This window comes from Pseudomonas fluorescens, from assembly GCF_902497995.1.
GTDB classification, from domain to species: domain Bacteria; phylum Pseudomonadota; class Gammaproteobacteria; order Pseudomonadales; family Pseudomonadaceae; genus Aquipseudomonas; species Aquipseudomonas fluorescens_BK.
Map to the genome: position 1 here is coordinate 67725 of NZ_CABVII010000027.1, position 22830 is coordinate 90554.

Genomic DNA, 22830 nt, shown 5'->3' on the forward strand with positions numbered 1-22830 from the left:
GCCGGGCGAGTTCGCTCGTCCGGGCTGTTTATTCCTTGCATGCGGACGTTCACTACCATGCTGATTGATCAGAAAATACCTTTAGGCCAGTACATCGCAGGCTTCGTTGAATGGTTGACGCAAAACGGCGCCAGCACCTTCGACGCAATTGCCGTGTCACTGGAAACGATGATCCACGGCGTGACTTTTGCGCTGACCTGGTTCAACCCGCTGGCATTGATCGGCCTCATCGCGCTACTGGCACACTTCATTCAACGAAAGTGGGGGCTGACCGTTTTTGTCATCGCCTCCTTCCTGCTGATCCTCAACCTGGGGTACTGGCAGGAAACCATGGAAACCCTTGCCCAGGTGTTGTTCGCCACCCTGGTCTGCGTGCTGATCGGCGTGCCATTGGGCATCGTCGCCGCGCACAAACCGATGTTCTACACAGTGATGCGGCCGGTACTCGATCTGATGCAGACCGTGCCGACCTTCGTCTACCTCATTCCTACCCTGACCCTCTTCGGACTGGGTGTGGTCCCGGGCCTGATCTCCACGGTGGTGTTCGCGATTGCCGCGCCCATCCGCCTGACTTACCTGGGTATTCGCGATGTCCCGGAAGAATTGATGGACGCTGGCAAGGCCTTTGGCTGCTCGCGACGTCAGCTGCTCTCACGGATTGAATTGCCCCACGCCATGCCAAGCATCGCGGCCGGTATCACCCAGTGCATCATGCTGTCGTTGTCGATGGTGGTGATCGCGGCACTGGTGGGCGCCGACGGCCTGGGCAAACCCGTGGTCAACGCACTGAACACTGCTGATATCGCCCTGGGCTTCGAAGCGGGCCTGGCGATCGTACTGCTGGCGATCATGCTCGACCGTATCTGCAAACAACCCGACGCCAAAGTAGGGGGTGACGCATGAGCATTATTCGCTTCGATAACGTCGACGTAATCTTCTCCAAGGATCCACGCGAGGCACTCAAGCTGCTGGATCAAGGCATGACCCGTAACGAGATCCTGAAAAAGACCGGGCAGATCGTTGGGGTCGAAAAGGCCAGCCTGGACGTCGAAAAAGGTGAAATCTGCGTACTGATGGGCCTGTCCGGCTCCGGCAAGTCCAGCCTGCTGCGCTGCATCAACGGCCTCAACACCGTCAGCCGTGGCAAATTGTTCGTTGAGCACGAAGGCAAGCAGATCGACATCGCCTCTTGCACCCCGGCAGAACTGAAAATGATGCGCACCAAGCGCATTGCGATGGTGTTCCAGAAGTTTGCCCTGATGCCTTGGCTGACCGTTCGCGAGAACATCAGCTTCGGCCTGGAGATGCAGGGTCGTCCGGAGAAGGAACGGAAAAAGCTGGTCGATGAAAAACTCGAACTGGTGGGCCTGACCCAGTGGCGCAACAAGAAACCCAACGAGCTTTCCGGCGGTATGCAACAACGTGTGGGCCTGGCCCGCGCGCTGGCAATGGACGCCGACATTCTGCTGATGGACGAACCGTTTTCGGCCCTCGACCCGCTGATCCGCCAGGGTCTGCAGGACGAACTGCTGGAACTGCAAAACAAGCTCAGCAAAACCATCGTGTTCGTGAGCCACGACCTCGATGAAGCCCTGAAGCTCGGCAGCCGCATCGCGATCATGAAAGACGGCCGGATCATCCAGTACAGCAAGCCGGAAGAAATCGTCCTCAACCCGGCGGACGATTACGTGCGGACTTTCGTCGCCCACACCAACCCGCTGAACGTGCTGTGCGGTCGCAGCCTGATGCGCACCCTGGACAACTGCAAACGCATCAACGGTTCGGTATGCCTGGATCCGGGTGGCGATTCGTGGCTGGACCTGGCCGAAGGCAACACCATCAAAGGCGCACGCCAGAACGGCGCGAGCCTGGACCTGCAGAACTGGATTCCGGGCCAAGCGGTTGAGGGTTTGGGTCGCCGGCCGACGCTGGTGGATTCCAACATCGGCATGCGCGATGCGTTGCAGATTCGTTACCAGACCGGCAACAAGCTGGTGCTGCACGATAACAACAAGGTGGTCGGGATTCTGGGTGACAGCGAGCTGTACCACGCACTGCTCGGCAAGAACCTGGGGTAAGGCAACACACACAAAAACGCCGCGAGATGATCGCGGCGTTTTTGTTTGAGCGCGATGTTGAAAGCGAAGACTTGTCGTCGGACTTATTTTTTGTTGATTGAACGTTCAATCAAAACAAAATAGACTGGCCGTCAATGCGAGACCTTTTTACGTCCGCCGGTAAGGCCCAAGGAGATGTGCAAGATGCCCAAGGTCGGTATGCAACCCATCCGCCGCCAGCAGTTGATCGAAGCCACGCTGCAGGCGGTAGATCAGGTCGGAATGGGGGACGCCAGCATTGCGCTGATCGCCCGTTTGGCCGGTGTCTCGAATGGCATCATCAGTCACTACTTTCAGGACAAGAACGGCCTGATCGCCGCCACGGCGCAGTATCTGATGAGTGTCCTCAGCGAGAACGTCACCGCGCGCCGTCAGGCGCTGGAGGACAACAGCCCGCGGGCTCACCTCCAGGTGATTGTCGAAGGCAACTTCGACGCCAGCCAGGTCAATGGCCCGGCAATGAAAACCTGGCTGGCCTTCTGGGCCACCAGCATGCACCACCCGTCATTGCGCAGGTTGCAGCGGATCAACGATCACCGCCTGTATTCCAACCTGTGCTGCCAGTTCCGCCGTGTATTGCCGCTCGATGACGCGCGCAGTGCAGCCCGAGGCCTGGCAGCCCTCATTGACGGTTTGTGGTTGCGCGGCGCGCTGTCGGGAGATGCTTTCGACACCGCGCAGGCGCACCAGATCGCCTACGAATACATGGATTTCCAATTGGCCAAGCAGGTGAGCTAGAGCACACATAAAACGCTCAGCCCCTGAACCGCCACTGAACAGCGCCGCCAACGCTACACGGCACGCCCCAGTGGTTAACGCCAACCCACTTATGCACTTGCGAGGACTTTATGGCCCGTTTCGAACTGCAAAAACTCTACATCGATGGCGGCTACAGTGACGCCAGCAGCGACGCCACTTTCGAAGCCATCAACCCGGCTAACGGTGAAGTCCTCGCAACCGTACAACGTGCGACCAAGGAAGACGTCGAGCGCGCTGTGGTCAGCGCCGAAAAGGGCCAGAAAATCTGGGCGGCGATGACGGCCATGGAGCGTTCGCGCATCCTGCGTCGTGCCGTGGACATCCTGCGCGAGCGCAACGATGAACTGGCCGCCCTGGAAACCCTGGACACCGGCAAGTCGTACTCAGAAACCCGCTACGTCGACATCGTCACCGGCGCTGACGTGCTGGAGTACTACGCAGGCCTGGTGCCGGCCATCGAAGGCGAGCAGATTCCGCTGCGTACCACTTCTTTCGTTTACACCCGTCGCGAGCCGCTGGGCGTCGTGGCCGGTATCGGCGCGTGGAACTACCCGATCCAGATCGCCCTGTGGAAATCCGCGCCAGCCCTGGCGGCCGGTAACGCGATGATCTTCAAGCCAAGCGAAGTCACTTCCCTGACCACGCTGAAACTGGCGGAGATCTACACCGAAGCCGGCGTTCCAGCGGGCGTGTTCAACGTCCTTACCGGCAGCGGCCGTGAAGTCGGCACTTGGTTGACCGAGCACCCACGCATCGAAAAAATCTCCTTCACCGGCGGTACCGATACCGGCAAGAAGGTCATGGCCAGCGCTTCGGGCTCTTCGCTCAAAGACGTGACCATGGAACTGGGCGGCAAATCGCCGCTGATCATTTTCGACGACGCCGACCTCGATCGCGCCGCCGACACCGCGATGATGGCCAACTTCTACAGCTCCGGTCAGGTTTGCACCAATGGCACTCGTGTGTTCGTCCCGAGCCACCTGAAAGCCGCGTTCGAAGCCAAGATCGTTGAGCGCGTTGCCCGTATCCGCGTCGGCAACCCGCAAGACGAGAACACCAACTTCGGTCCGCTGGTCAGCTTTGCCCACATGGAAAGCGTGCTGGGTTACATCGCCAAAGGTAAGGAAGAAGGCGCTCGCCTGCTGTGCGGCGGTACTCGCCTGACCGACGGCGAATTCGCCAAGGGCGCGTTTGTCGCGCCGACCGTGTTCACCGACTGCACCGACGAGATGACCATCGTCCGCGAAGAAATCTTCGGCCCGGTGATGAGCATCCTGACCTACGAAACCGAAGAAGAAGTGATCCGTCGTGCCAACGACACCGAGTTCGGTCTGGCGGCTGGCGTCGTAACCCGCGACCTGAACCGCGCTCACCGGGTGATTCATCAACTGGAAGCCGGTATCTGCTGGATCAACGCCTGGGGCGAGTCCGACGCCAAGATGCCGGTCGGCGGCTACAAGCAGTCGGGCGTGGGCCGTGAGAACGGCATCAGCTCGCTGAACAACTTCACACGCATCAAATCGGTACAGGTCGAGTTGGGCGACTACGCCTCGGTGTTCTAAAGCCCCGAGTCTTGTATTGCCTGCGAGGGCCTCTTCGCGGGCAAGCCCGCTCCCACAGGTTTGGCGTCGTCCATCAAATCTGTGGCAGCCCCAATCCTTGTGGGAGCGGGCTTGCCCGCGAATCGAGTGCGAAGCACTCGCCTCGAGACACCCCGATCTGGACCACTATCAAAGAGGGTGCATTCAATGTCCCAAGAATTCGACTACATCATCATCGGTGCCGGCTCGGCCGGTAACACCCTGGCGACCCGTCTGACTGAAGACGAAGGCGTCACCGTCCTGCTGCTCGAAGCAGGCGGCCCGGACTACCGTCTCGACTTCCGCACGCAAATGCCGGCCGCCCTGGCGTTCCCGCTGCAAGGCCGTCGCTACAACTGGGGCTACGAAACCGATCCAGAACCACACATGGACGGTCGCCGGATGGAATGCGGTCGCGGCAAGGGCCTGGGCGGTTCTTCGCTGATCAACGGCATGTGCTACATCCGCGGCAACGCCATGGACTATGACAACTGGGCGAAGCTTCCTGGTCTTGAAGACTGGGACTACCTGAACTGCCTGCCGTATTTCCGCAAGGCGGAAACCCGTGACATCGGCCCGAACGACTACCACGGTGGCGACGGCCCGGTCAGCGTGACCACGCCGAAAGCCGGCAACAACCCGCTGTTCCACGCGATGGTTGAAGCCGGTGTGCAAGCCGGTTACCCGCGCACGGAAGACCTGAACGGTTATCAGCAAGAAGGCTTCGGTCCGATGGACCGTACCGTGACGCCGAACGGCCGTCGCGCCAGCACCGCCCGCGGTTATCTGGACGTCGCCAAGAAGCGCTCGACCCTGACCATCGTCACCCACGCCCTGACCGACAAGATCCTGTTCGAAGGCAAGCGTGCGGTCGGCGTGCGTTACCTGATCGGCACCGCTGAAGAGCGCATTGAAGCCCGCGCCCGCAAGGAAGTGCTGCTGTGCTCCGGCGCCATCGCGTCGCCGCAGATCCTGCAACGTTCCGGCGTCGGCCCCGCCGAGCTGCTGAACAAGCTCGACATTCCGCTGGTCCACGACCTGCCGGGCGTTGGCGAAAACCTGCAGGATCACCTCGAGTTGTACCTGCAATACGCTTGCACCCAACCGGTCTCGCTGTACCCGTCGCTGCTCTGGTACAACCAGCCGGCCATCGGTGCCGAGTGGCTGTTCAACGGCACCGGTATCGGCGCCAGCAACCAGTTCGAAGCCGGCGGTTTCATCCGCACCCGTCCGGAATTCGATTGGCCGAACATCCAGTACCACTTCCTGCCGGTCGCGATTAACTACAACGGCAGCAACGGTGTGAAGGAACACGGCTTCCAGGCACACATGGGTTCCATGCGTTCGCCAAGCCGCGGTCGCATCCAGGCCAAGTCCAAGGATCCGCGCGAGTACCCGAGCATCCTGTTCAACTACATGGCCACCGAGCAGGACTGGCAGGAATTCCGCGACGGCATCCGCCTGACCCGTGAAATCATGCAACAGCCTGCATTGGACGCCTTCCGTGGCCGCGAAATCAGCCCGGGCATCGAGGTGCAAACCGATGAGCAGCTGGACACGTTCATCCGCGAACACGCCGAAACCGCGTTCCACCCGTCCTGCTCGTGCAAGATGGGCACCGACGCCATGGCCGTGGTCGATGGCGAAGGTCGTGTGCATGGCATGCAGGGCCTGCGGGTGGTCGATGCCTCGATCATGCCGATCATCACCACCGGTAACCTGAACGCACCGACGATCATGATCGCCGAGAAAATCGCCGACAAGATCCGTGGTCGCAAGGCGTTGCCGCGCAGCAAGGCTGATTACTACGTGGCCGGTGATACGCCGGTGCGTGGCAAGCCGATGCGGGATGTGAGCCTGACTGCGCAGTAAGTCGTTACACCGAGGCGCGCCCTTCGCGGGCAAGCCTCGCTCCTACGGGTTTCGGGCTGGATTGCACATTCGTGATCCACCCGCGATCCCTGTAGGAGCGAGGCTTGCCCGCGAAGGGGCCCAACCAGACACCACCCATCTCCCGGCAATCCCTCCCCACCCCGCTCCGCTCTTGAACTCCCCCCCCGCCCAGGCCTAATCTAGCGCCACGCAATCGTTTCACCCCCTCGCAACACCGATGCTCCATCACAAGGAGGTCCACGAATGTTCGATTTCCACCCCCAGCTCAAGCAGCGCTTCGCTGCCTTGCGCACGGGCGCTGAATTTTTTTCGCTGCGTTATGTACGCGAGTCCGGCCAGTACCTGTCGGTGCGCAAGAACGTCGCCGAGCCTCCGAGCCTGAGCCGTGACGAAGGCGCGATGCTGACCGTTCGGGTCAACGGCGTGGAAGCCTACGCCGCGACCAGCGACCTGTCCCAATCCGGCCTGCAAGCAGCGCTGGGGAGAGCCGAGCAGCAAGCCCGCCGACTCAAGCCCCACGCCTTGCTCGACCTGCGCGAACACGCTGTCCCCAGTGACCGCGGCGACTACTTTTCGCCGAACCTGGACCAGCCCTTCCCGTCCCTGAGCGACTGCTACCAACTGCTCGGCGCCGAATCCGCCGCCGTGCCCAAGGATGAGCGCCTGGTGAACTGGCAGGTGAGCATCGGCATCACTAATGTCGAGCAGATCTACCTCAACAGCGCCGGCGCCGAGCTGCGTCAGGCACAGCGCTTCGTCTACCCGGGCCTCGACGTCACCGCCTATGACGGCAACGACAGCCAGACCCGCAGCCTCGGCCGTGAAAACTTCGGCCAGCAGGGCGGCGCCGATGTCATCAGCCGCTGCGGCCTGGTCGGGGCCGGCCCGACAGTCGCCGATCAGGCGCTGCAGCTGCTGCTGGCGCCGAACACTCCGCAAGGCCCGCGTGACCTGTTGTTGATGCCGGACCAGATGATGCTGCAGATCCACGAATCCATCGGTCACCCGCTGGAACTGGATCGCATCCTCGGCGACGAGCGCAATTACGCCGGCACCAGTTTCGTCAAGGCAGAAGACTTTGGCAGCCTGCAATACGGCTCCAGACTGCTCAACGTCACTTTCGACCCGGACATCCCCGAGCAACTGGCCAGCTACGGCCATGACGACGACGGCAGCGCCGCCAGCAAGCAATTCCTGATTAAAGAAGGCTTGCTGTTGCGCCCGCTGGGCGGCGCGCTTTCTCAATTCAGGGCCGGCATGGAGGGCGTTGCCAACAGTCGCGCCTGCGGCTGGAACCGCCCACCGATCGACCGCATGGCCAACCTGAACATCGAGCCTGGTGATCAACCGCTGGAGCAACTGATCGGCAACATCGAACACGGCATTCTGATGAGCACCAACCGGTCCTGGTCGATCGACGATGCGCGCAACAAGTTCCAGTTCGGCTGTGAATGGGCTCAGCTGATCGAAAACGGCGAACTCAAGGGCGTGGTGAAAAATCCGAACTACCGGGCGATTTCCGCGCAGTTCTGGAAAAGCCTCAGCGCCGTCGGCGATGCCAGCACCTTCAAGGTCCTGGGTACGCCGAACTGCGGCAAGGGCGAACCGAATCAGGTAATCCGCGTCGGCCATGCCTCGCCGGCCTGTGTGTTCAGCCATGTGGATGTGTTTGGAGGAGATGCCTGATGAGTACGTCTAAAAGTCAGGTCGAATCGTTCAAGGCACTGGTCAACTGGTTGCGCGACTCGATTCGCGAACCGGAACAATTCACCCTCAGCTACGCTGCCGAGTCGTCGGCCTTCGTGCGTTTCAACCACGCCAAGGTGCGTCAGGCCGGCCAGGTGCAGCAGGCGAGCGTCGGTTTCAAACTGATCAATGAAGGCCGCCATGCCGACCTCGACATCACGCTGACGGGCGATCCGGAAGTCGACCTTCAGCGTTTGGCCGAAGGCCTGCAACAGTTGCGTGAAACCTTGCCGTTGCTACCGCAGGACCCGTACCTGCTGCTCAACTGCAACGGCTGGCAGAGCAAGAACGTGCAAGAGCATCCGCTGCCGGATACCGAGCAATCGGTTGCCGAAATCACCCAGGCAGCCGAAGGGCTGGACCTGGTAGGTTTCTACGCCGCCGGCCCGATCAGTCGTGGTTTCGCCAGTTCTTCGGGCGCGTTTGGCTGGCATCAGGCCAACAGCTTCAACTTCGATTTCAGCCTGTTCCATGAAAATGGCCAAGCCGTCAAAGCCAGCTACGCCGGGCACGACTGGAACAGCGAAGGGTTCGCCAGGCGTTTTGCGCAAGCACGCGAGCAGTTGGCGTTTCTGGGCAAACCGCAACGCACCCTGGCGCCGGGTCAGTACCGCGCCTACCTGGCTCCGGCTGCCTTGGGTGAAATCATGGACATGCTGGGTTGGGGCGGTTTCTCGGCACAATCGATTGCCAGCAAAAACAGTCCGCTGCAAAAGCTTTACGCGGGCGACAGCTCGTTCAGCCCGTTGGTGTCGGTCGATGAGAAGGTCAGCGGTTCGTTGAGCCCGGCGTTTTCTGGCGAAGGGTATCCACGCAGTGACCTGGGGTTGATCGTGAATGGCCAGGCCGGCGCGCAGATGGTCAGCTCACGCAGTGCCGCCGAGTACGGCCTGACAGCCAACGGCGCCAGCGGCGGTGAAATGCCGAGCGCGTTGAACATGGCACCCGGTGCGTTGCCTGATGCAGAGATTCTCAGGCAACTGGGCACTGGCTTGTACATCAGCAACCTTTGGTACCTGAACTACTCTGACCAGCCGGCGGCACGCCTGACCGGCATGACGCGGTTCGCGACCTTCTGGGTCGAGAACGGCGAGATCCAGGCGCCGGTGAGCACCATGCGGTTTGATGACAGTGCCTACAGTTTGCTGGGATCGCAGCTGGAAGCATTGACTGAAGAGCGCGAGTTGTTGCTGTCGGCAAGCACCTACAGCCAGCGGGCCACGGCCTCGGCGTTGTTGCCGGGGGCGCTGATCAGCCGATTGACCCTTACGCTGTAAACACAAAATCCTGGTGAAGCCGGAACCCTGTGGGAGCGGGCTTGCTCGCGAAGAGGCTATTACATTCAACATCAATGTTGACTGATCCAGCGCCTTCGCGAGCAAGCCCGCTCCCACATGGACTGCGACCACCATGACATTGCATTAACTCTTCTCCCACAAGAGGCCCCATGCCCAACCGCCAACCTCTCGACGCTGTCACTGCCCGCTGGGTGCCCTGGGTTGTTGCCATCGCTTTCTTCATGCAATCCCTCGACGGGACCATCCTCAACACCGCCCTGCCCGCCATGGCCCGGGACTTGGCCGAAGACCCGCTGCGCATGCAAGGCGTGATCATCGCCTATATGCTCACCGTCGCCTTGCTGATCCCCGCTTCGGGCTGGATCGCCGACCGCTTCGGCACCAAGAAAATCTTTTTCGGCGCGATTCTGCTGTTCAGCCTCGGCTCGTTGCTTTGCGCCCTGTCGAGCACCTTGAGCATGCTGATCGGCGCCCGAGTGATTCAGGGCCTGGGCGGTGCGCTGATGCTGCCGGTCGGGCGCTTGGTGGTGCTGCGCGCCTACCCGCGCTCGGAGCTTGTGCGGATCATGGGCTTTATCACCATTCCCGGTCTGCTCGGCCCGTTGCTCGGCCCGACCATGGGCGGCTGGATGGTGGAATACCTGACCTGGCACTGGATCTTCCTGATCAACCTGCCGGTGGGCGCCGTCGGTTGCTACGCCGTGTGGAAATTCATCCCTGATCTGCGCGGCACCGAGCGCACCCGTTTCGACAGCCTGGGTTTTTTGCTGTTTGGCGCGGCGATGGTGCTGATCACCATTGCCATGGAAGGGCTCGGCGAACTGCACCTGCCGCACTTGCGTGTTATGTTGCTGCTGTTCGGCGGCATGGCGTGTCTGGCAGCGTACTGGCTGCGGGCCGGGCACATCGATAATCCGCTGTTCGCGCCCTCGCTGTTCAAGACCCGGACGTTTGCCGTGGGCATTCTCGGCAACCTGTTCGCCCGTCTGGGCAGCGGCGCGTTGCCGTTCCTCGTGCCGTTGCTGCTGCAAGTGGCGCTGGGTTATTCGCCCTCCCAGGCCGGGATGAGCATGTTGCCACTGGCTGCTGCAGCGATGGTCGCCAAGTCGGTGGCGCGGCCGCTGATCGAGCGCCTGGGCTATCGCATCGTGCTCACCGGTAACACCCTGGCCCTGGGCATCATGCTGGCGAGCATGGGCCTGGTCAGCGAACAGACACCCTATTGGCTGTTGCTGGGGATGCTGGCGATTCTCGGCGCCATCAACTCGTTGCAGTTCACCGCGATGAACACCGTGACCCTGATCGACCTCGACGACGCCAGTGCCAGCAGCGGTAACAGCTTGCTGTCAGTGGTCGCGCAGTTGTCCCTGAGCCTGGGTGTAGCCTGCGCTGGCGCCCTGCTCGGCGGCTTTACCGCAGAAGCCGGAAATGACGGCGTAGACACTGTTCTGGGTGCATTCCAACTGACCTTCGTGACCGTCGGAATCATGGCGATGCTGGCTGCGACGATTTTCTCCCAGCTCTCAAAGGAAGACGGACGGCGCGTCAAGCGTCCGGAAGAACACATAGAGCCTTAGGGCGAATGGCCATGGGACTGATACACTGCGCGACATTTTGTTTTGCAGGCCAGTCCCGTGACCACCATTGCCACCGCTTTTAATACTTTGCCGCTGTCCGCCGCCATGCTGGCTAACCTCGACTCCCTCGGTTATGCCCAGATGACGCCGATCCAGGCGCAAAGCTTGCCGGTGATCCTCAAGGGAATGGACCTGATCGCCCAGGCCAAGACCGGCAGCGGCAAGACCGCCGCCTTCGGTATCGGCCTGCTGAACCCGATCAATCCGCGCTTCTTCGGTTGCCAGGCGCTGGTTATCTGTCCGACCCGTGAGCTGGCTGACCAGGTCGCCAAGGAAATCCGGCGCCTGGCCCGTGCCGAAGACAACATCAAGGTCCTGACCCTGTGTGGCGGCGTTTCCTTCGGTCCGCAGATCGGCTCGCTGGAGCACGGCGCGCACATCATCGTCGGTACCCCGGGTCGTATCCAGCAGCACCTGCGCAAGGGTTCGCTGGTACTCCATGGCCTGAACACGCTGATCCTCGACGAAGCCGACCGCATGCTCGACATGGGTTTCTACGATTCCATCGAAGAAATCATCGCCCAGTGCCCGGAGCGTCGTCAGACCCTGCTGTTCTCCGCCACGTATCCGGTGGGCATCAAGCAGCTGGCATCGAAATTCATGCGCAACCCGCAGCAAGTGAAGGCCGAGGCGTTCCACGACGACACGCAGATCGAACAACGCTTCTACGAAATCTCCCCGGAAGAGCGCATGAGTGCTGTGACCAAGGTGCTCGGTCACTTCCGTCCAGCCTCTTGTGTAGCGTTCTGCTTCACCAAGCAGCAGGTTCAGGAAACCGTCGATCACCTGACCTCCAAAGGCATCTCTGCCGTCGGCCTGCACGGCGATCTGGAACAGCGTGATCGTGATCAGGTGCTGGCCATGTTCGCCAACCGCAGTACCTCGGTACTGGTCGCCACCGACGTCGCCGCGCGCGGTCTGGACATCGACGCGCTCGACATGGTGATCAACGTCGAACTGGCCCGCGACTCGGAAATCCACATCCACCGTGTTGGCCGTACGGGCCGTGCCGGTGAGAAAGGCATTGCGATCAGCCTGGTCGCGCCGTCCGAAGCACATCGCGCCCAAGCCATCGAGCAACTGCAGAAGTCGCCATTGAGCTGGGATCAAATGGACAACCTCACCTCCCAGGGCGGCGGACCGCTGCTGCCGGTCATGAGCACGCTGTGCATCGGCGCGGGTCGTAAAGACAAGGTGCGTCCGGGTGACATTCTGGGTGCCCTGACGGGTGATGCCGGGATTCCGGGCGCCCAGGTGGGCAAGATCGCGATCTTCGATTTCCAGGCATTTGTAGCCGTGGAGCGCGGGATCGCCAAGCAGGCCCTGCAACGCTTGAACGACGGCAAGATCAAGGGTCGCTCGCTGCGCGTGCGCATCCTGTAAGACCGCCACCGCCCCCTGTAGGAGCGAGGCTTGCCCGCGAAGAACGATAACGCGGTGTACCTGATACACCGCGGGGCCTTGTTCGCGGGCAAGCCTCGCTCCTACAGGGGGCGTTTCAGCTTCTGAGATTTGTGTGAGGACACCGTTTTGCGCTCTACCGAAGTCGTGATCATTGGCGCTGGCGCCGCAGGGTTGATGTGTGCGCTGACCGCCGCCGGGCGTGGGCGCAAGGTGATGTTGCTCGATCATGCGAACAAGGCCGGCAAGAAAATCCTGATGTCCGGCGGTGGCCGCTGCAATTTCACCAATATGTATACCGAACCTGGCAATTTTCTCTCGCAGAACGAGCACTTCTGCAAATCCGCCCTGGCGCGTTACACCCAGTGGGATTTCATCGGCATGGTCGCCAAACACGGCGTGCCGTACCACGAGAAAAAACTCGGCCAGCTGTTCTGCGATAACAAATCCAGCGATATCCTTGAGATGCTGCTCAATGAGTGCGATCAGGTCGGCGTGAGCTTGCACCTGGACACCTCGATCCAGACCATCGAAAAGCTCGAAAGCGGTTATCTGCTGGACACCACGCTGGGACAAATTACCTGCCAATCCCTGGTGATCGCCACCGGAGGCCTGTCGATCCCGACCCTGGGCGCCACCGGTTTTGGCTATCAAGTGGCCAAGCAGTTCGGCCACGAGCTGCTGCCAACCCGCGCCGGCCTGGTGCCGTTCACCATCACCGATCAGCTCAAGGCACTGTGCACCGAGTTGTCCGGCACATCCGTGGATTGCCTGGTGAGCTGCAACGAGCAGAGCTTTCGCGAGAACATCCTGTTCACCCACCGCGGACTCAGCGGCCCGGCGATTTTGCAGATTTCTTCGTTCTGGGAATCCGGCGACACGGTGGAGATCAACCTGCTGCCGGATCTCGACGTGCCGAGCTGGCTGCAACAGCAGCAGGCCGAACGCCCAAACAGCGAGCTGAAAACCCTGCTTGGCGAAATATTCACCAAGAAGATGGCCAACCTGCTGGCGGACAACTGGTTCGTCTCCAAGCCGATGAAACAGTACACCCACGCAGAAATTGCCGACATCGCAGAGAAACTGGCGAGCTGGACAGTCGTACCGGCCGGCACCGAAGGTTATCGCACGGCCGAAGTGACCCTGGGCGGCGTCGATACGCACGAAGTGTCGTCCAAAACCATGGAGTCGCTGAAAAGCCCTGGCCTTTACTTCATCGGCGAAGTGCTCGACGTGACCGGGCATCTGGGCGGTTTCAACTTCCAGTGGGCCTGGGCATCCGGTTACGCTGCCGCGCAATACGTCTGACAGACCGCGTTATCGTTCTTCGCGGGCAAGCCTCGCTCCTACGGTTTTGTGTCGTTCGCGATATTGCGTATGACAGAAACTCGTAGGAGCGAGGCTTGCCCGCGAAGGCGTCCTGACAGACAACTCAGAAGTAAGGAACAGATTTTGCTGTCAGATGTGATCGGCGCCATTGCGTCGGCGTCATTACTGGCTCAATTTAGCGTCATTGCCTCGGAAGGCCTTCGCACTTCATGTCATCGACCCCGTTCAGTCAGTCTCTGCGTCGCCTCTGGGCGCTGGATAAATTCAGCTACAGCGTGCGGGTGTTCATCGCCCTGACCGGCAGCATGGCGCTGTGTTGGTATCAGGATGAAATGGCGCTGCTGATCCCGTTGTTCCTGGGAATCATCGCCAGCGCCCTGGCCGAGACCGACGACAGTTGGCAAGGCCGTCTCAACGCCCTGGCCGTGACGCTGGTATGTTTCAGCGTCGCCGCCCTCTCCGTCGAACTGCTCTTCCCCTACCCCATCGTCTTTGTCATCGCCCTCGCGCTGGCCAGTTTCGGCCTGACCATGCTTGGCGCCTTGGGCGAACGCTATGGGGCGATTGCGTCGGCAACGCTGATTCTGTCGGTCTACACCATGATCGGCGTCGACCAGCGCGGCGGTGCGGTGACTGATTTCTGGCACGAGCCGGTGCTGCTGGTAGCCGGTGCGGCCTGGTATGGTTTGCTCTCGGTGCTGTGGCAGGCGCTGTTCTCCAACCAGCCGGTGCAGCAGAGCCTGGCGCGATTGTTCCGTGAGTTGGGTTACTACCTGAAGCTGAAATCGTCGCTGTTCGAGCCGATCCGGCAGATGGACGTGGAGGCACGCCGCCTGGAACTGGCCCAGCAGAACGGCCAAGTAGTGGCAGCACTGAACGCAGCCAAGGAAATCATCCTGCACCGGGTCGGCAATGGTCGACCAGGGTCGAAAGTCAACCGTTACCTGAAATTGTACTTCCTCGCCCAGGACATCCACGAGCGCGCCAGTTCCTCGCACTACCCTTACAACGCCCTGGCCGATGCCTTCTTCCACAGCGACGTGCTGTTCCGCTGTCAGCGCCTGCTGCGCCAGCAAGGCAAAGCCTGCCGCGCGCTGGCCGAGTCGATCCAGATGCGCCAGCCATTCATTTATGACGCGAATTTTGCCCAAGCCCTGGGCGACCTGCACGCCTCCCTCGAACACCTGCGAAACCAGAGCAACCCGGCCTGGCGCGGTCTGCTGCGTTCATTGCGCGCGCTGGCGGCCAACCTCGGCACCCTTGACCGCTTGCTCAGCGATGCCAGCAACCCCGACGCGCTGGCCGACGCCACCGACAGCAGCCTGCTCGACCGTTCGCCACACAGTTTCAAGGACGTGTGGATACGCTTGCGCACGCAGCTGACGCCGACCTCGCTGCTGTTCCGCCACGCCCTGCGATTGCCCCTGGCCTTGAGCATCGGCTACGGCATGGTGCATTTGATCCATCCGTCCCAGGGTTACTGGATCATCCTCACCACGCTCTTTGTCTGCCAGCCGAACTACGGCGCGACAAGACTCAAGCTTGGTCAGCGGATCATCGGCACCGGCATCGGCCTGACCGTGGCCTGGGCGCTATTCGACTTGTTCCCCAACCCACTGGTCCAGTCGTGCTTCGCGATCGCAGCCGGCGTGGTGTTCTTTATCAGCCGCACCACCCGCTACACCCTGGCGACTGCTGCAATCACCCTGATGGTGTTGTTCTGCTTCAACCAGGTCGGGGACGGTTACGGGCTGTTCCTGCCGCGACTGTTCGATACCTTGCTCGGCAGCCTGATCGCCGGACTGGCGGTGTTCCTGTTCCTGCCGGACTGGCAGGGTCGACGCCTGAACAAAGTGCTGGCCAACACCCTGACCTGCAACAGCATTTATCTGCGCCAGATCATGCAGCAATACGCCGTCGGCAAAAGCGACGACCTTGCGTATCGCCTGGCCCGACGCAATGCCCACAACGCCGACGCCGCGCTGTCGACCACGCTGGCGAACATGCTGATGGAACCGGGGCATTTCCGTAAGGAAGCGGATGTCGGCTTTCGGTTTCTGGTGCTGTCGCACACCTTGCTCAGCTATTTGTCAGGTCTGGGCGCGCACCGCGAAACCCGGCTACCGCCGGACGTGCGCGAGCATTTGATCGAGAGTGCCGGCGTGAGACTGGCCGCCAGCATCGATGAAATCGCCCAGGGCCTGGCGAGTAAACTGCCGATTACGATTCAGAGCGATGAGGAAGAGGCGCTGGCCAATGCGCTGGAACACATGCCGGACGAAATCGATGAAGGCCAGCGGCTGGTGCAGACGCAACTGGCGTTGATCTGCCGGCAGTTGGGTCCGTTGCGGACGTTGGCGGCGCATTTGATCAAGGATACGGGTGAGGATTGAGATCTGCAGTGCGCGAAATGAATGATGGCATTGTGGCCTTTGTCACAGATTTATTCGCCGTAAAGACATCGTTGGCCTGGGCGCTTAGTATCGGTACCAGTTGATCAAGGAATGGGACGATGACAATCGATTGGGTCTGCAAACATCACAGTGACCTGGGCAAAGAGCAGCTGTACGCCATTCTGCAGTTGCGTGCGCAGGTGTTCGTTATCGAGCAGAAATGCATTTATCAGGACGTGGATGGCCAGGATCTGGAGGGCGACACTTGCCATTTGATGGCTTGGGACGGTGATCGGCTGGTGGCGTACCTGCGGTTGCTTGACCCGGAGCTACAGGGTGGCGATGTGGTGATCGGACGGGTGATTACCGCACCAGAGGCGCGCGGCAAGGGCTTGGGTCATGAGTTGATCAACCAGGCGTTGAAGCAGGCTGAGAAGCGCTGGCCTGAGGTACCGATCTATCTGTCGGCCCAGTCGCACTTGCAGGGGTATTACGGGCGGTACGGGTTTGTCGTGGCGGGTGAGGAGTTTCTTGAGGATGATATTCCGCATATCGGGATGCGTCGCTCCTGAGGGCCCCTTCGCGAGCAAGCCCGCTCCCACATTTGATCTTCGTCGTACATAAATACAGCGTTCGACGAAGATCAAATGTGGGAGCGGGCTTGCTCGCGAAGGTGCCAGATCAGTCGATACAGGCGCTCAGGGGTACTCAAGCACCGCCTTGATCTGCCGCAAATGGCGCTCGATCCACCCCCGATCAATCGCCCCCCACTCACGAATCCGATAGCCCCCGGCATGATTGCGCGCGCCTTCTTCCTGCTCGAACTCGCAAACAATATCCAGATCCGCCAGCGCCGCGATGGTGTCCTGCGCGGTGCGCCGGGGCATGCCGGTCACTTCGGTCAACGCCGGGACGCTGCTGGCCAGCCCGCTGTCGATCAGGTACGCCACGTACAACCGGCGGTAGAAGCTGCTCTTGGTCTTGCTGACGTCCATCCATGCGCTCCGCGTTATTTAGAAGATCTTGATCTTTTATTGCATATCCTGCCAAGTCAGATAAACCCGCAAATCAAACTCCACCTGGTGATACCCCGGCAACATGTGTTCGCATAACTTGTAGAACGCCTTGTTGTGATCCGACTCTTTGAAATGCGCCAGTTCATGCACCACGATCATCTTCAGAAAATCGGAAGGTGCGTCCTTGAACAACGAGGCCACGCGAATTTCTTTCTTGGCCTTGAGCTTGCCGCCCTGCACCCGGGAGATCGTGGTGTGCAGGCCGAGGGCACGATGGGTCAGGTCCAGGCGGTTGTCGAACAAGACCTTGTCGATGGCCGGAGCGTTACGCAAGAACGCCTGCTTCAAGTCCAGCGCGTACGTATACAGCGCCTTGTCGCTCTGCACGCCGTGCTTTTGCGGGTAACGTTGGCTCAGGTAGTCACCCAGCCGCTCTTCGGCGATCAGCTGGCGCACCTGGTCCTGCAATGCAGCGGGATAGGCCTGGAGGTATTTCAACACGGTCATCGGGACGGCCAACATCAGAACGAACAGGTCGCCAGTGTAGCGAATTCAGCGGACCAGCGTGCCCCAGTCGAACGGCTGCACAAAGTCGCCGACGTCCTCGGCCATCATCGGCTGCGCCACCAAAAACCCCTGTACGTACTCGCAGCCGTTGGCGTGCAACCACTCATATTGCGCAATGGTTTCTACGCCTTCGGCAATCACCAGTATCCCGTATTGCCTGCACAGGTCGATCACATTGCGCACCAGCGCCGCATCCCGTGAAGACGCCGGCAGCCGAGAGATCAAGTGCCGGTCGAGCTTTAGTGTGTCCAGCTCCAGATCGCGCAGATGAGACAGCGAACACGGCCCGGAACCAAAGTCATCCAGGGCCACCCGCACCCCCAGATTACGCAGCAAGCGCAGCTGTTTGCGGGTTTCGTCGGGATTGTGCACCAAGGCCTCTTCGGTGATCTCGACTTCCAGATGGCGTGCCTGCAAACCGTTGCGCTCCAGCACCTGGCGCAACTCGGCGACCAGATTGGGCATGCCGAACTGCGTGCCGCTCAAACTGACGCCCAGCACCAGGTCCTCGGCAAACAAGGTTTCCCAGGCCTTGCGCTGACCGGCCCCGCGCTGGTAGATCCAGCTGCCCAGCCGACTGATCAACCGCGCCTCTTCCAGCAATGGCAAAAACAGTCCTGGCGGTACATCGCCGACACTCGGATGGTGCCAGCGCAGCAGCGCTTCGAAGCCGCGAATCTGTCCGCTGGCAATGGCCACCTGAGGTTGATACACCAGATTGAAATCACGGTTATCGATGGCCGTGCGCACGCTTTCTTCGAGCATCAGCCGCGAGCGTGCCCGGCCATTCATTTCATGATCGTAGAAGCGATACTGCTGACGGCCGGCACGCTTGGCTTCATACATGGCGATGTCCGACGCTCGGAGCAAGCCGTCGAGATTGGCGCCGCAATCCGGGAAAGTGGCGATACCGATGCTGGCGCCCAAGGCGATGTCCAGACCGTCGATCTGCTGACAGATCGACACACGCTCAATCAGCTTCTCGGCAATCTTTGCCGCTTGTTCGGGGAACTCCAGGTCCAGCAACGCCGTGAACTCGTCACCGCCCATGCGTGCCAGGATGTCGAAAGATCGCAGACAAGCCTTCAACTGTTCAGAGACCCAGCGCAGTACCCGGTCGCCGGCATCGTGACCGAGGGAGTCATTGACCCGCTTGAAGCCGTCGAGGTCCAGATACAGCAACACCCAGACACTGCCAGTGCGTTCGCCACGCAGCAGAAGGTTTTCCACCGTCTGGTAAAACCCCCGACGATTGAGCAGCCCGGTCAGCGGGTCGGTGACCGCCTGATACTCCAGCTGTTGGTGCAGATGACACACGACCGACATGTCCAGCACCGTCACCACCATGGCCCGTTGCTCGGCGGGTAAAGGTGCGCAGGACAGCGCGACCGGCACTTGTTGACCCGGTGCCGTGCGCAGCAGTGCATCATGCAGGCGCAGGGTTTCACCGCGCCTGTAACCGCCGAGCAATTCGGAATCGGCCCAGACAGGGATGTGTGGCTTTTGCAGGTAATCCAGAAATTCCGTGCCCTGCAGGTCTTGCACCGTGGCATTGAGCAGCCGCGACATCGCTGGATTGGCAAAGCGGATCAGACCCTCCTCATCGACCACCAGGATGCCTTCGGCGGCGTTGTCCAATACCGAGGCATTAAACGCGCGAGCGAGCTCCAGATCGTGGCTCAGGCGCTGCAACGCGCGGCGATTGCGCTGATGCTCAAGCAGCGCCTGGACTTTGGGCTTGAGGATTTGCGGGTCGAACGGTTTGAACAGGTAATCCACCGCGCCACTGGCATAGCCCTTGATCACGGCGGCCTGGGACTGTTCGTTGGCGGTGAGGAAAATGATGGGCGTGTGGCAGGTGCGCTGACTGCCGCGCATCAGGCGCGCGACTTCAAAGCCGTCCATGCCCGGCATCTGCACATCCAGCAGCACCAGGTCGACATCGTGTTCGAGTAACAGGTCGAGGGCTTCGAAGCCCGAGGCGGCGGTCATCACCTGCCAGTCCTGGCGCTGGAGCAGCGCGCGCATGCTGATCAGGTTTTCCGGGTAATCATCGACGATTAAAAGAATTGAGCTGCCTTCGGCTGGCGTCGCTTGCGCGCATTCCATGCTGCTTCTCTTTTTCGGGACGTCGGGTCGGCTTCTCGTGAAAGCCGGACAAATACTAGCCTTCACTTTAGACGGGTTCTGTGAAAGCTGAAGATATCAGTACGCCATCATTTAACCAATGCGTTAATTTGCCGACTAACGGTCACTCTCTCAAGCCCCTGAAACCGGGAAAGGTGGCATTTCGACAGGATGTTGACGCCAACCATCTGCCCGACGGGCATTAACAAAACTGCGTTCTGCGCTTATAAAGACCGCCCTTCAAGGCGCGTGCTAGAGCTTCTGGCACGGGCGTGCAGCAAAAAAAATCGTGGAAGCTTTTGACTATGATCGATCTCGCAACCTGGAACCTGAGTGTTCCCGTCGGCAATCCGCCGTACACCGTTGACACTCCCAAACTGGTGAACGGCTTCAAGGATCAATACTTCCACTCCAATACCGGCACACTTTTTTTCTGGGCGCCGGTGACGGGTACCCGCACTGAAAACGCAATATATCCTCGCACCGAATTGCGCGAAACCTACAGCAACGGAACCCTGCGCAACTGGCTCTACCCGGACGCCGACAACGTCTTGCGTGCCACCCTGGCAGTCAACCAGGTGCCCAGTTCCGGCAAGATCGTCATCGGCCAGATTCACGCCTATAAAAGCCAGAAACCCATGGTGAAGGTCGAGTACCAGTACAAGACCAAGACGCAGTCGGGCAACATAGTCGCCAAAGTGCGCATGCGCCCCGACGACGGCGAAGGCCGGGTGATCACCATCGCCACTGGCGTGAAGCTGGATCAGCAATTTTCCTACATGATTCACCTGAGCCCCCGCGGCGCACTGGGCATCAGTGCGGCGGGCTACAAGTGGGACACCGACATCAGCAAGACCTGGAGCGTCAAGCCGCTGTACTTCAAGGCCGGGGTGTATGTGCAGGACCATACCGGATACACCAGCGAAGGCGCAAAAGTGACGTTCACCAAGCTGGATATTGATCACGATAAGTAACTGGATCGTATCGACTGCTAACCATCGCGGTTTTCCAGTCCGTATGAAAAAACGGGTGCTCTGTGCGCCAGAATTGCCTGCTATAGCCTTTGGCGCGCCGCAACTGACGGACTCTTTCACCGAACACAGAAGGATTTTGCAGGAGCATGGATGTCACTCATAACGGACTTTATTAACCTATACATTGACTATGTCCACTATAGGTGACATTTCAAGTGCCTTACGTCAGCCCCCCTTAAACGCTGGAGGCTTAATCCATGAGGCGACGCATCGCACCGGTGGATGCCAGACGCAGGTCAGTAACGCGGAACGTAGGAACGATCTGAACGATTGGCTTCCGAAAAACGTGTAGGATCCCGGCCGTTGTGGCGAGGGAGCTTGCTCCCGCTGGACTGCGAAGCAGACCCAAACCCTGCCACACATTTCTACGGACATACCGCAGTGTCCGGTTTTACGACGACTGCGCCGCCGAACGGGACGGTGCGGCGATCCGACAAGCTCCCTCGCCACAATGCCCGCACGCGGTCCTACACCCCGGTTGCAACCACCAAAATCGCCGCTTATAGTTCGCCTCGTCGCTGACAGCAGTCGGCGATAGGGTTTCGCAGCCCTACTGAGTTAGAACCACAACCGTCAAACTACGACACGGGCAGCGTTTGCCCGTACTCGTTTTTTATGGCGGCTGTGCGTGGGAGACCCTCGGGTCTGCCGGGTCTTAACTCCTCGGTCTGCGAACCCGCGCACAGCTGCCACCCTATTTGTTTCGCAGCAAACGGTGGCGAATTCTTTCTTGAGTTAAGGACTTTCCATGAGCAATCGACTACCACCTCGCCGCTTCACCCCCATGTCCCAATTCGCCACCGACTACCCCGTCCTGCTCATCGACAGCGACGCCCCGCTACGCGAACTCCACAACTGCGTCAGCGAACGCCTCAACGCCGTCCTCAAATACCTGCACCTCATGGCCTGCACCAGCCTGCCGGACTACGCCGAGAACGACATCAACACCGTTACCAACATCGCCCGGATCATGGTCCAGGATGTAAGCGATGTGTTTCGGGTAATTGAGCAACGTGGGTTTGATAACCCGTAAGTAGCTGAGCATTTGGCTTTTTAAGGAAAAGGGGGCGATTACATAAATCTATCCCCTTTCCCTCGCCCTCTTTCCCTCACTTTTCCCGCAAAAAAGCTTTCTTTCTATAGCAAAAAGATATTAAAAACTGTCAATTGTTACAGGTGACCGTACACCCTTACAGAGCTAGCCTTATCTACGAAACAAAAAAAAGAAGAACAGGCCACATAAATAAATACGTCCCCTTTTCTTTTCTAAATAAATACGTCCCCTTTTCTTTTTTTCTTTTTTCATTTTTTTATATTCAACATCATAAGGATATAAATTATGGGCGCTCTAGTAGGAACTTTTTATGGTGCGTTTGCCGAAAACCACATCTATTTGACAGTCAATAGCAGTGATGACTATGCAGGTCCGGTTAACGCGACCGCCAATGTTAATGGACAAACCGGAACAATCAACGGGACGCAGAACATCGGGGCAAACTCCACAACCATTATGCTCAGCGGGAAGGTGGGTGAAAATACAGAAAGCTGGACACTTACAACTTCCGACTTTAACACTCTGAATGGGACCCGAAATTTCGCTGGAGCTTCCGGCGTTTCGTATTATCAACAAGTAGGCCTTGGTCGGATTGGGTGAGTGCACAATATATAACGTAGAGCATGTCAGACTATAACCCTCGGACAAAGATGTCACCTATTACGAACGCTTGCTAAGTTGAGCATAAACATGTCCGCTACAGGTTACATCAAACCGCTTGGCGCATTTTTTTTGCAAAAAACGTTTCGCCCACAAAAATCTATGGTCACCCCCATTTTTGCAATACTGATTAACGGGTGGTGTGGTTGGCTTGCTTAAATCTATCCGGCGTCTGTTTGGGGCATGCCCCAGCGCCACGATGAGAGTCGCGCCTGACGG

Annotated in this window: 19 protein-coding genes; 15 read left to right on the forward strand and 4 right to left on the reverse strand. The window is 59.6% G+C overall.

All coding sequences use genetic code 11. The annotated features are described in order from the left end of the window. The first annotated feature begins 57 nt into the window (after nt 1-57). The 12 genes from choW (at nt 58) to F8N80_RS25825 (ending at nt 16725) form a co-directional block, all read left to right on the forward strand. A complete protein-coding gene (choW, locus tag F8N80_RS25765) occupies nt 58-903 on the forward strand; it encodes a choline ABC transporter permease subunit (RefSeq protein ID WP_038983589.1) in 846 nt (281 codons plus the stop codon). Next, nucleotides 900-2078, forward strand: a complete 1179-nt coding sequence (gene choV / locus F8N80_RS25770) for a choline ABC transporter ATP-binding protein (protein WP_150745796.1) — start codon at nt 900-902, stop codon at nt 2076-2078. Before choW ends, choV begins: the two co-directional genes overlap by 4 nt. A 183-nt stretch (nt 2079-2261) precedes the next feature. Beyond that, on the forward strand, nt 2262-2855 hold the full coding sequence (gene betI / locus F8N80_RS25775) for a transcriptional regulator BetI (protein WP_150745797.1): 594 nt from the start codon (nt 2262-2264) through the stop codon (nt 2853-2855). A 110-nt stretch (nt 2856-2965) separates the two neighbouring features. Then, nucleotides 2966-4438: a betaine-aldehyde dehydrogenase gene (gene betB / locus F8N80_RS25780; RefSeq protein ID WP_150745798.1), complete on the forward strand. Its 1473-nt coding sequence runs from the start codon at nt 2966-2968 to the stop codon at nt 4436-4438. A 186-nt stretch (nt 4439-4624) separates the two neighbouring features. Further along, nucleotides 4625-6328 carry a choline dehydrogenase gene (gene betA, locus F8N80_RS25785; protein ID WP_150784969.1) on the forward strand — a complete coding sequence of 568 codons (1704 nt, stop codon included), beginning with the start codon at nt 4625-4627 and terminating at the stop codon, nt 6326-6328. A gap of 264 nt (nt 6329-6592) precedes the next feature. Further along, a complete protein-coding gene (locus F8N80_RS25790) occupies nt 6593-8035 on the forward strand; it encodes a TldD/PmbA family protein (RefSeq protein ID WP_150745800.1) in 1443 nt (480 codons plus the stop codon). Next, the gene (locus F8N80_RS25795; protein WP_150784970.1) at nt 8035-9372 is read left to right on the forward strand and encodes a TldD/PmbA family protein; all 1338 of its coding nucleotides are present in this window, start codon (nt 8035-8037) and stop codon (nt 9370-9372) included. Before F8N80_RS25790 ends, F8N80_RS25795 begins: the two co-directional genes overlap by 1 nt. A gap of 170 nt (nt 9373-9542) precedes the next feature. Then, nucleotides 9543-10970, forward strand: a complete 1428-nt coding sequence (gene mdtD / locus F8N80_RS25805) for a multidrug transporter subunit MdtD (protein WP_150784971.1) — start codon at nt 9543-9545, stop codon at nt 10968-10970. Between the two features lie 105 nt (nt 10971-11075). Next, on the forward strand, nt 11076-12413 hold the full coding sequence (gene dbpA / locus F8N80_RS25810; protein WP_263596679.1) for an ATP-dependent RNA helicase DbpA: 1338 nt from the start codon (nt 11076-11078) through the stop codon (nt 12411-12413). A 147-nt stretch (nt 12414-12560) separates the two neighbouring features. After that, nucleotides 12561-13739, forward strand: a complete 1179-nt coding sequence (locus F8N80_RS25815) for an NAD(P)/FAD-dependent oxidoreductase (protein ID WP_150745804.1) — start codon at nt 12561-12563, stop codon at nt 13737-13739. A gap of 230 nt (nt 13740-13969) precedes the next feature. Beyond that, nucleotides 13970-16153: a YccS family putative transporter gene (gene yccS / locus F8N80_RS25820; RefSeq protein WP_150745805.1), complete on the forward strand. Its 2184-nt coding sequence runs from the start codon at nt 13970-13972 to the stop codon at nt 16151-16153. 119 nt (nt 16154-16272) lie between these two features. Then, the gene (locus F8N80_RS25825) at nt 16273-16725 is read left to right on the forward strand and encodes a GNAT family N-acetyltransferase (protein ID WP_150745806.1); all 453 of its coding nucleotides are present in this window, start codon (nt 16273-16275) and stop codon (nt 16723-16725) included. Between the two features lie 126 nt (nt 16726-16851). On the opposite strand, the gene F8N80_RS25830 is transcribed toward F8N80_RS25825, so the two are convergent. The 3 genes from F8N80_RS25830 to F8N80_RS25840 are packed head-to-tail and all read right to left on the reverse strand — an operon-like array spanning nt 16852 to nt 19845. After that, on the reverse strand, nt 16852-17148 hold the full coding sequence (locus F8N80_RS25830; RefSeq protein ID WP_150745807.1) for a winged helix-turn-helix domain-containing protein: 297 nt from the start codon (nt 17146-17148) through the stop codon (nt 16852-16854). Between the two features lie 36 nt (nt 17149-17184). Next, entirely contained in the window at nt 17185-17676 is a 492-nt protein-coding gene (locus F8N80_RS25835; protein ID WP_150784972.1) for a M48 metallopeptidase family protein, read from the reverse strand. 45 nt (nt 17677-17721) lie between these two features. Next, nucleotides 17722-19845 carry a putative bifunctional diguanylate cyclase/phosphodiesterase gene (locus tag F8N80_RS25840; protein ID WP_150784973.1) on the reverse strand — a complete coding sequence of 708 codons (2124 nt, stop codon included), beginning with the start codon at nt 19843-19845 and terminating at the stop codon, nt 17722-17724. A 323-nt stretch (nt 19846-20168) separates the two neighbouring features. Here F8N80_RS25840 and F8N80_RS25845 point away from each other — a divergent pair, with 323 nt between their 5' ends. The 3 genes from F8N80_RS25845 (at nt 20169) to F8N80_RS25860 (ending at nt 22551) form a co-directional block, all read left to right on the forward strand. After that, nucleotides 20169-20837: a polysaccharide lyase family 7 protein gene (locus F8N80_RS25845; RefSeq protein WP_150784974.1), complete on the forward strand. Its 669-nt coding sequence runs from the start codon at nt 20169-20171 to the stop codon at nt 20835-20837. An 808-nt stretch (nt 20838-21645) separates the two neighbouring features. Continuing rightward, entirely contained in the window at nt 21646-21930 is a 285-nt protein-coding gene (locus tag F8N80_RS25855; protein ID WP_150784975.1) for a fructose-bisphosphate aldolase, read from the forward strand. Nucleotides 21931-22236: 306 nt separating this feature from the next. Continuing rightward, nucleotides 22237-22551: a hypothetical protein gene (locus F8N80_RS25860; RefSeq protein WP_150745811.1), complete on the forward strand. Its 315-nt coding sequence runs from the start codon at nt 22237-22239 to the stop codon at nt 22549-22551. Between the two features lie 60 nt (nt 22552-22611). On the opposite strand, the gene F8N80_RS31755 is transcribed toward F8N80_RS25860, so the two are convergent. Beyond that, nucleotides 22612-22830 (reverse strand): hypothetical protein (locus tag F8N80_RS31755; protein WP_224790761.1); only part of this gene is annotated, 219 nt, incomplete at its 5' end.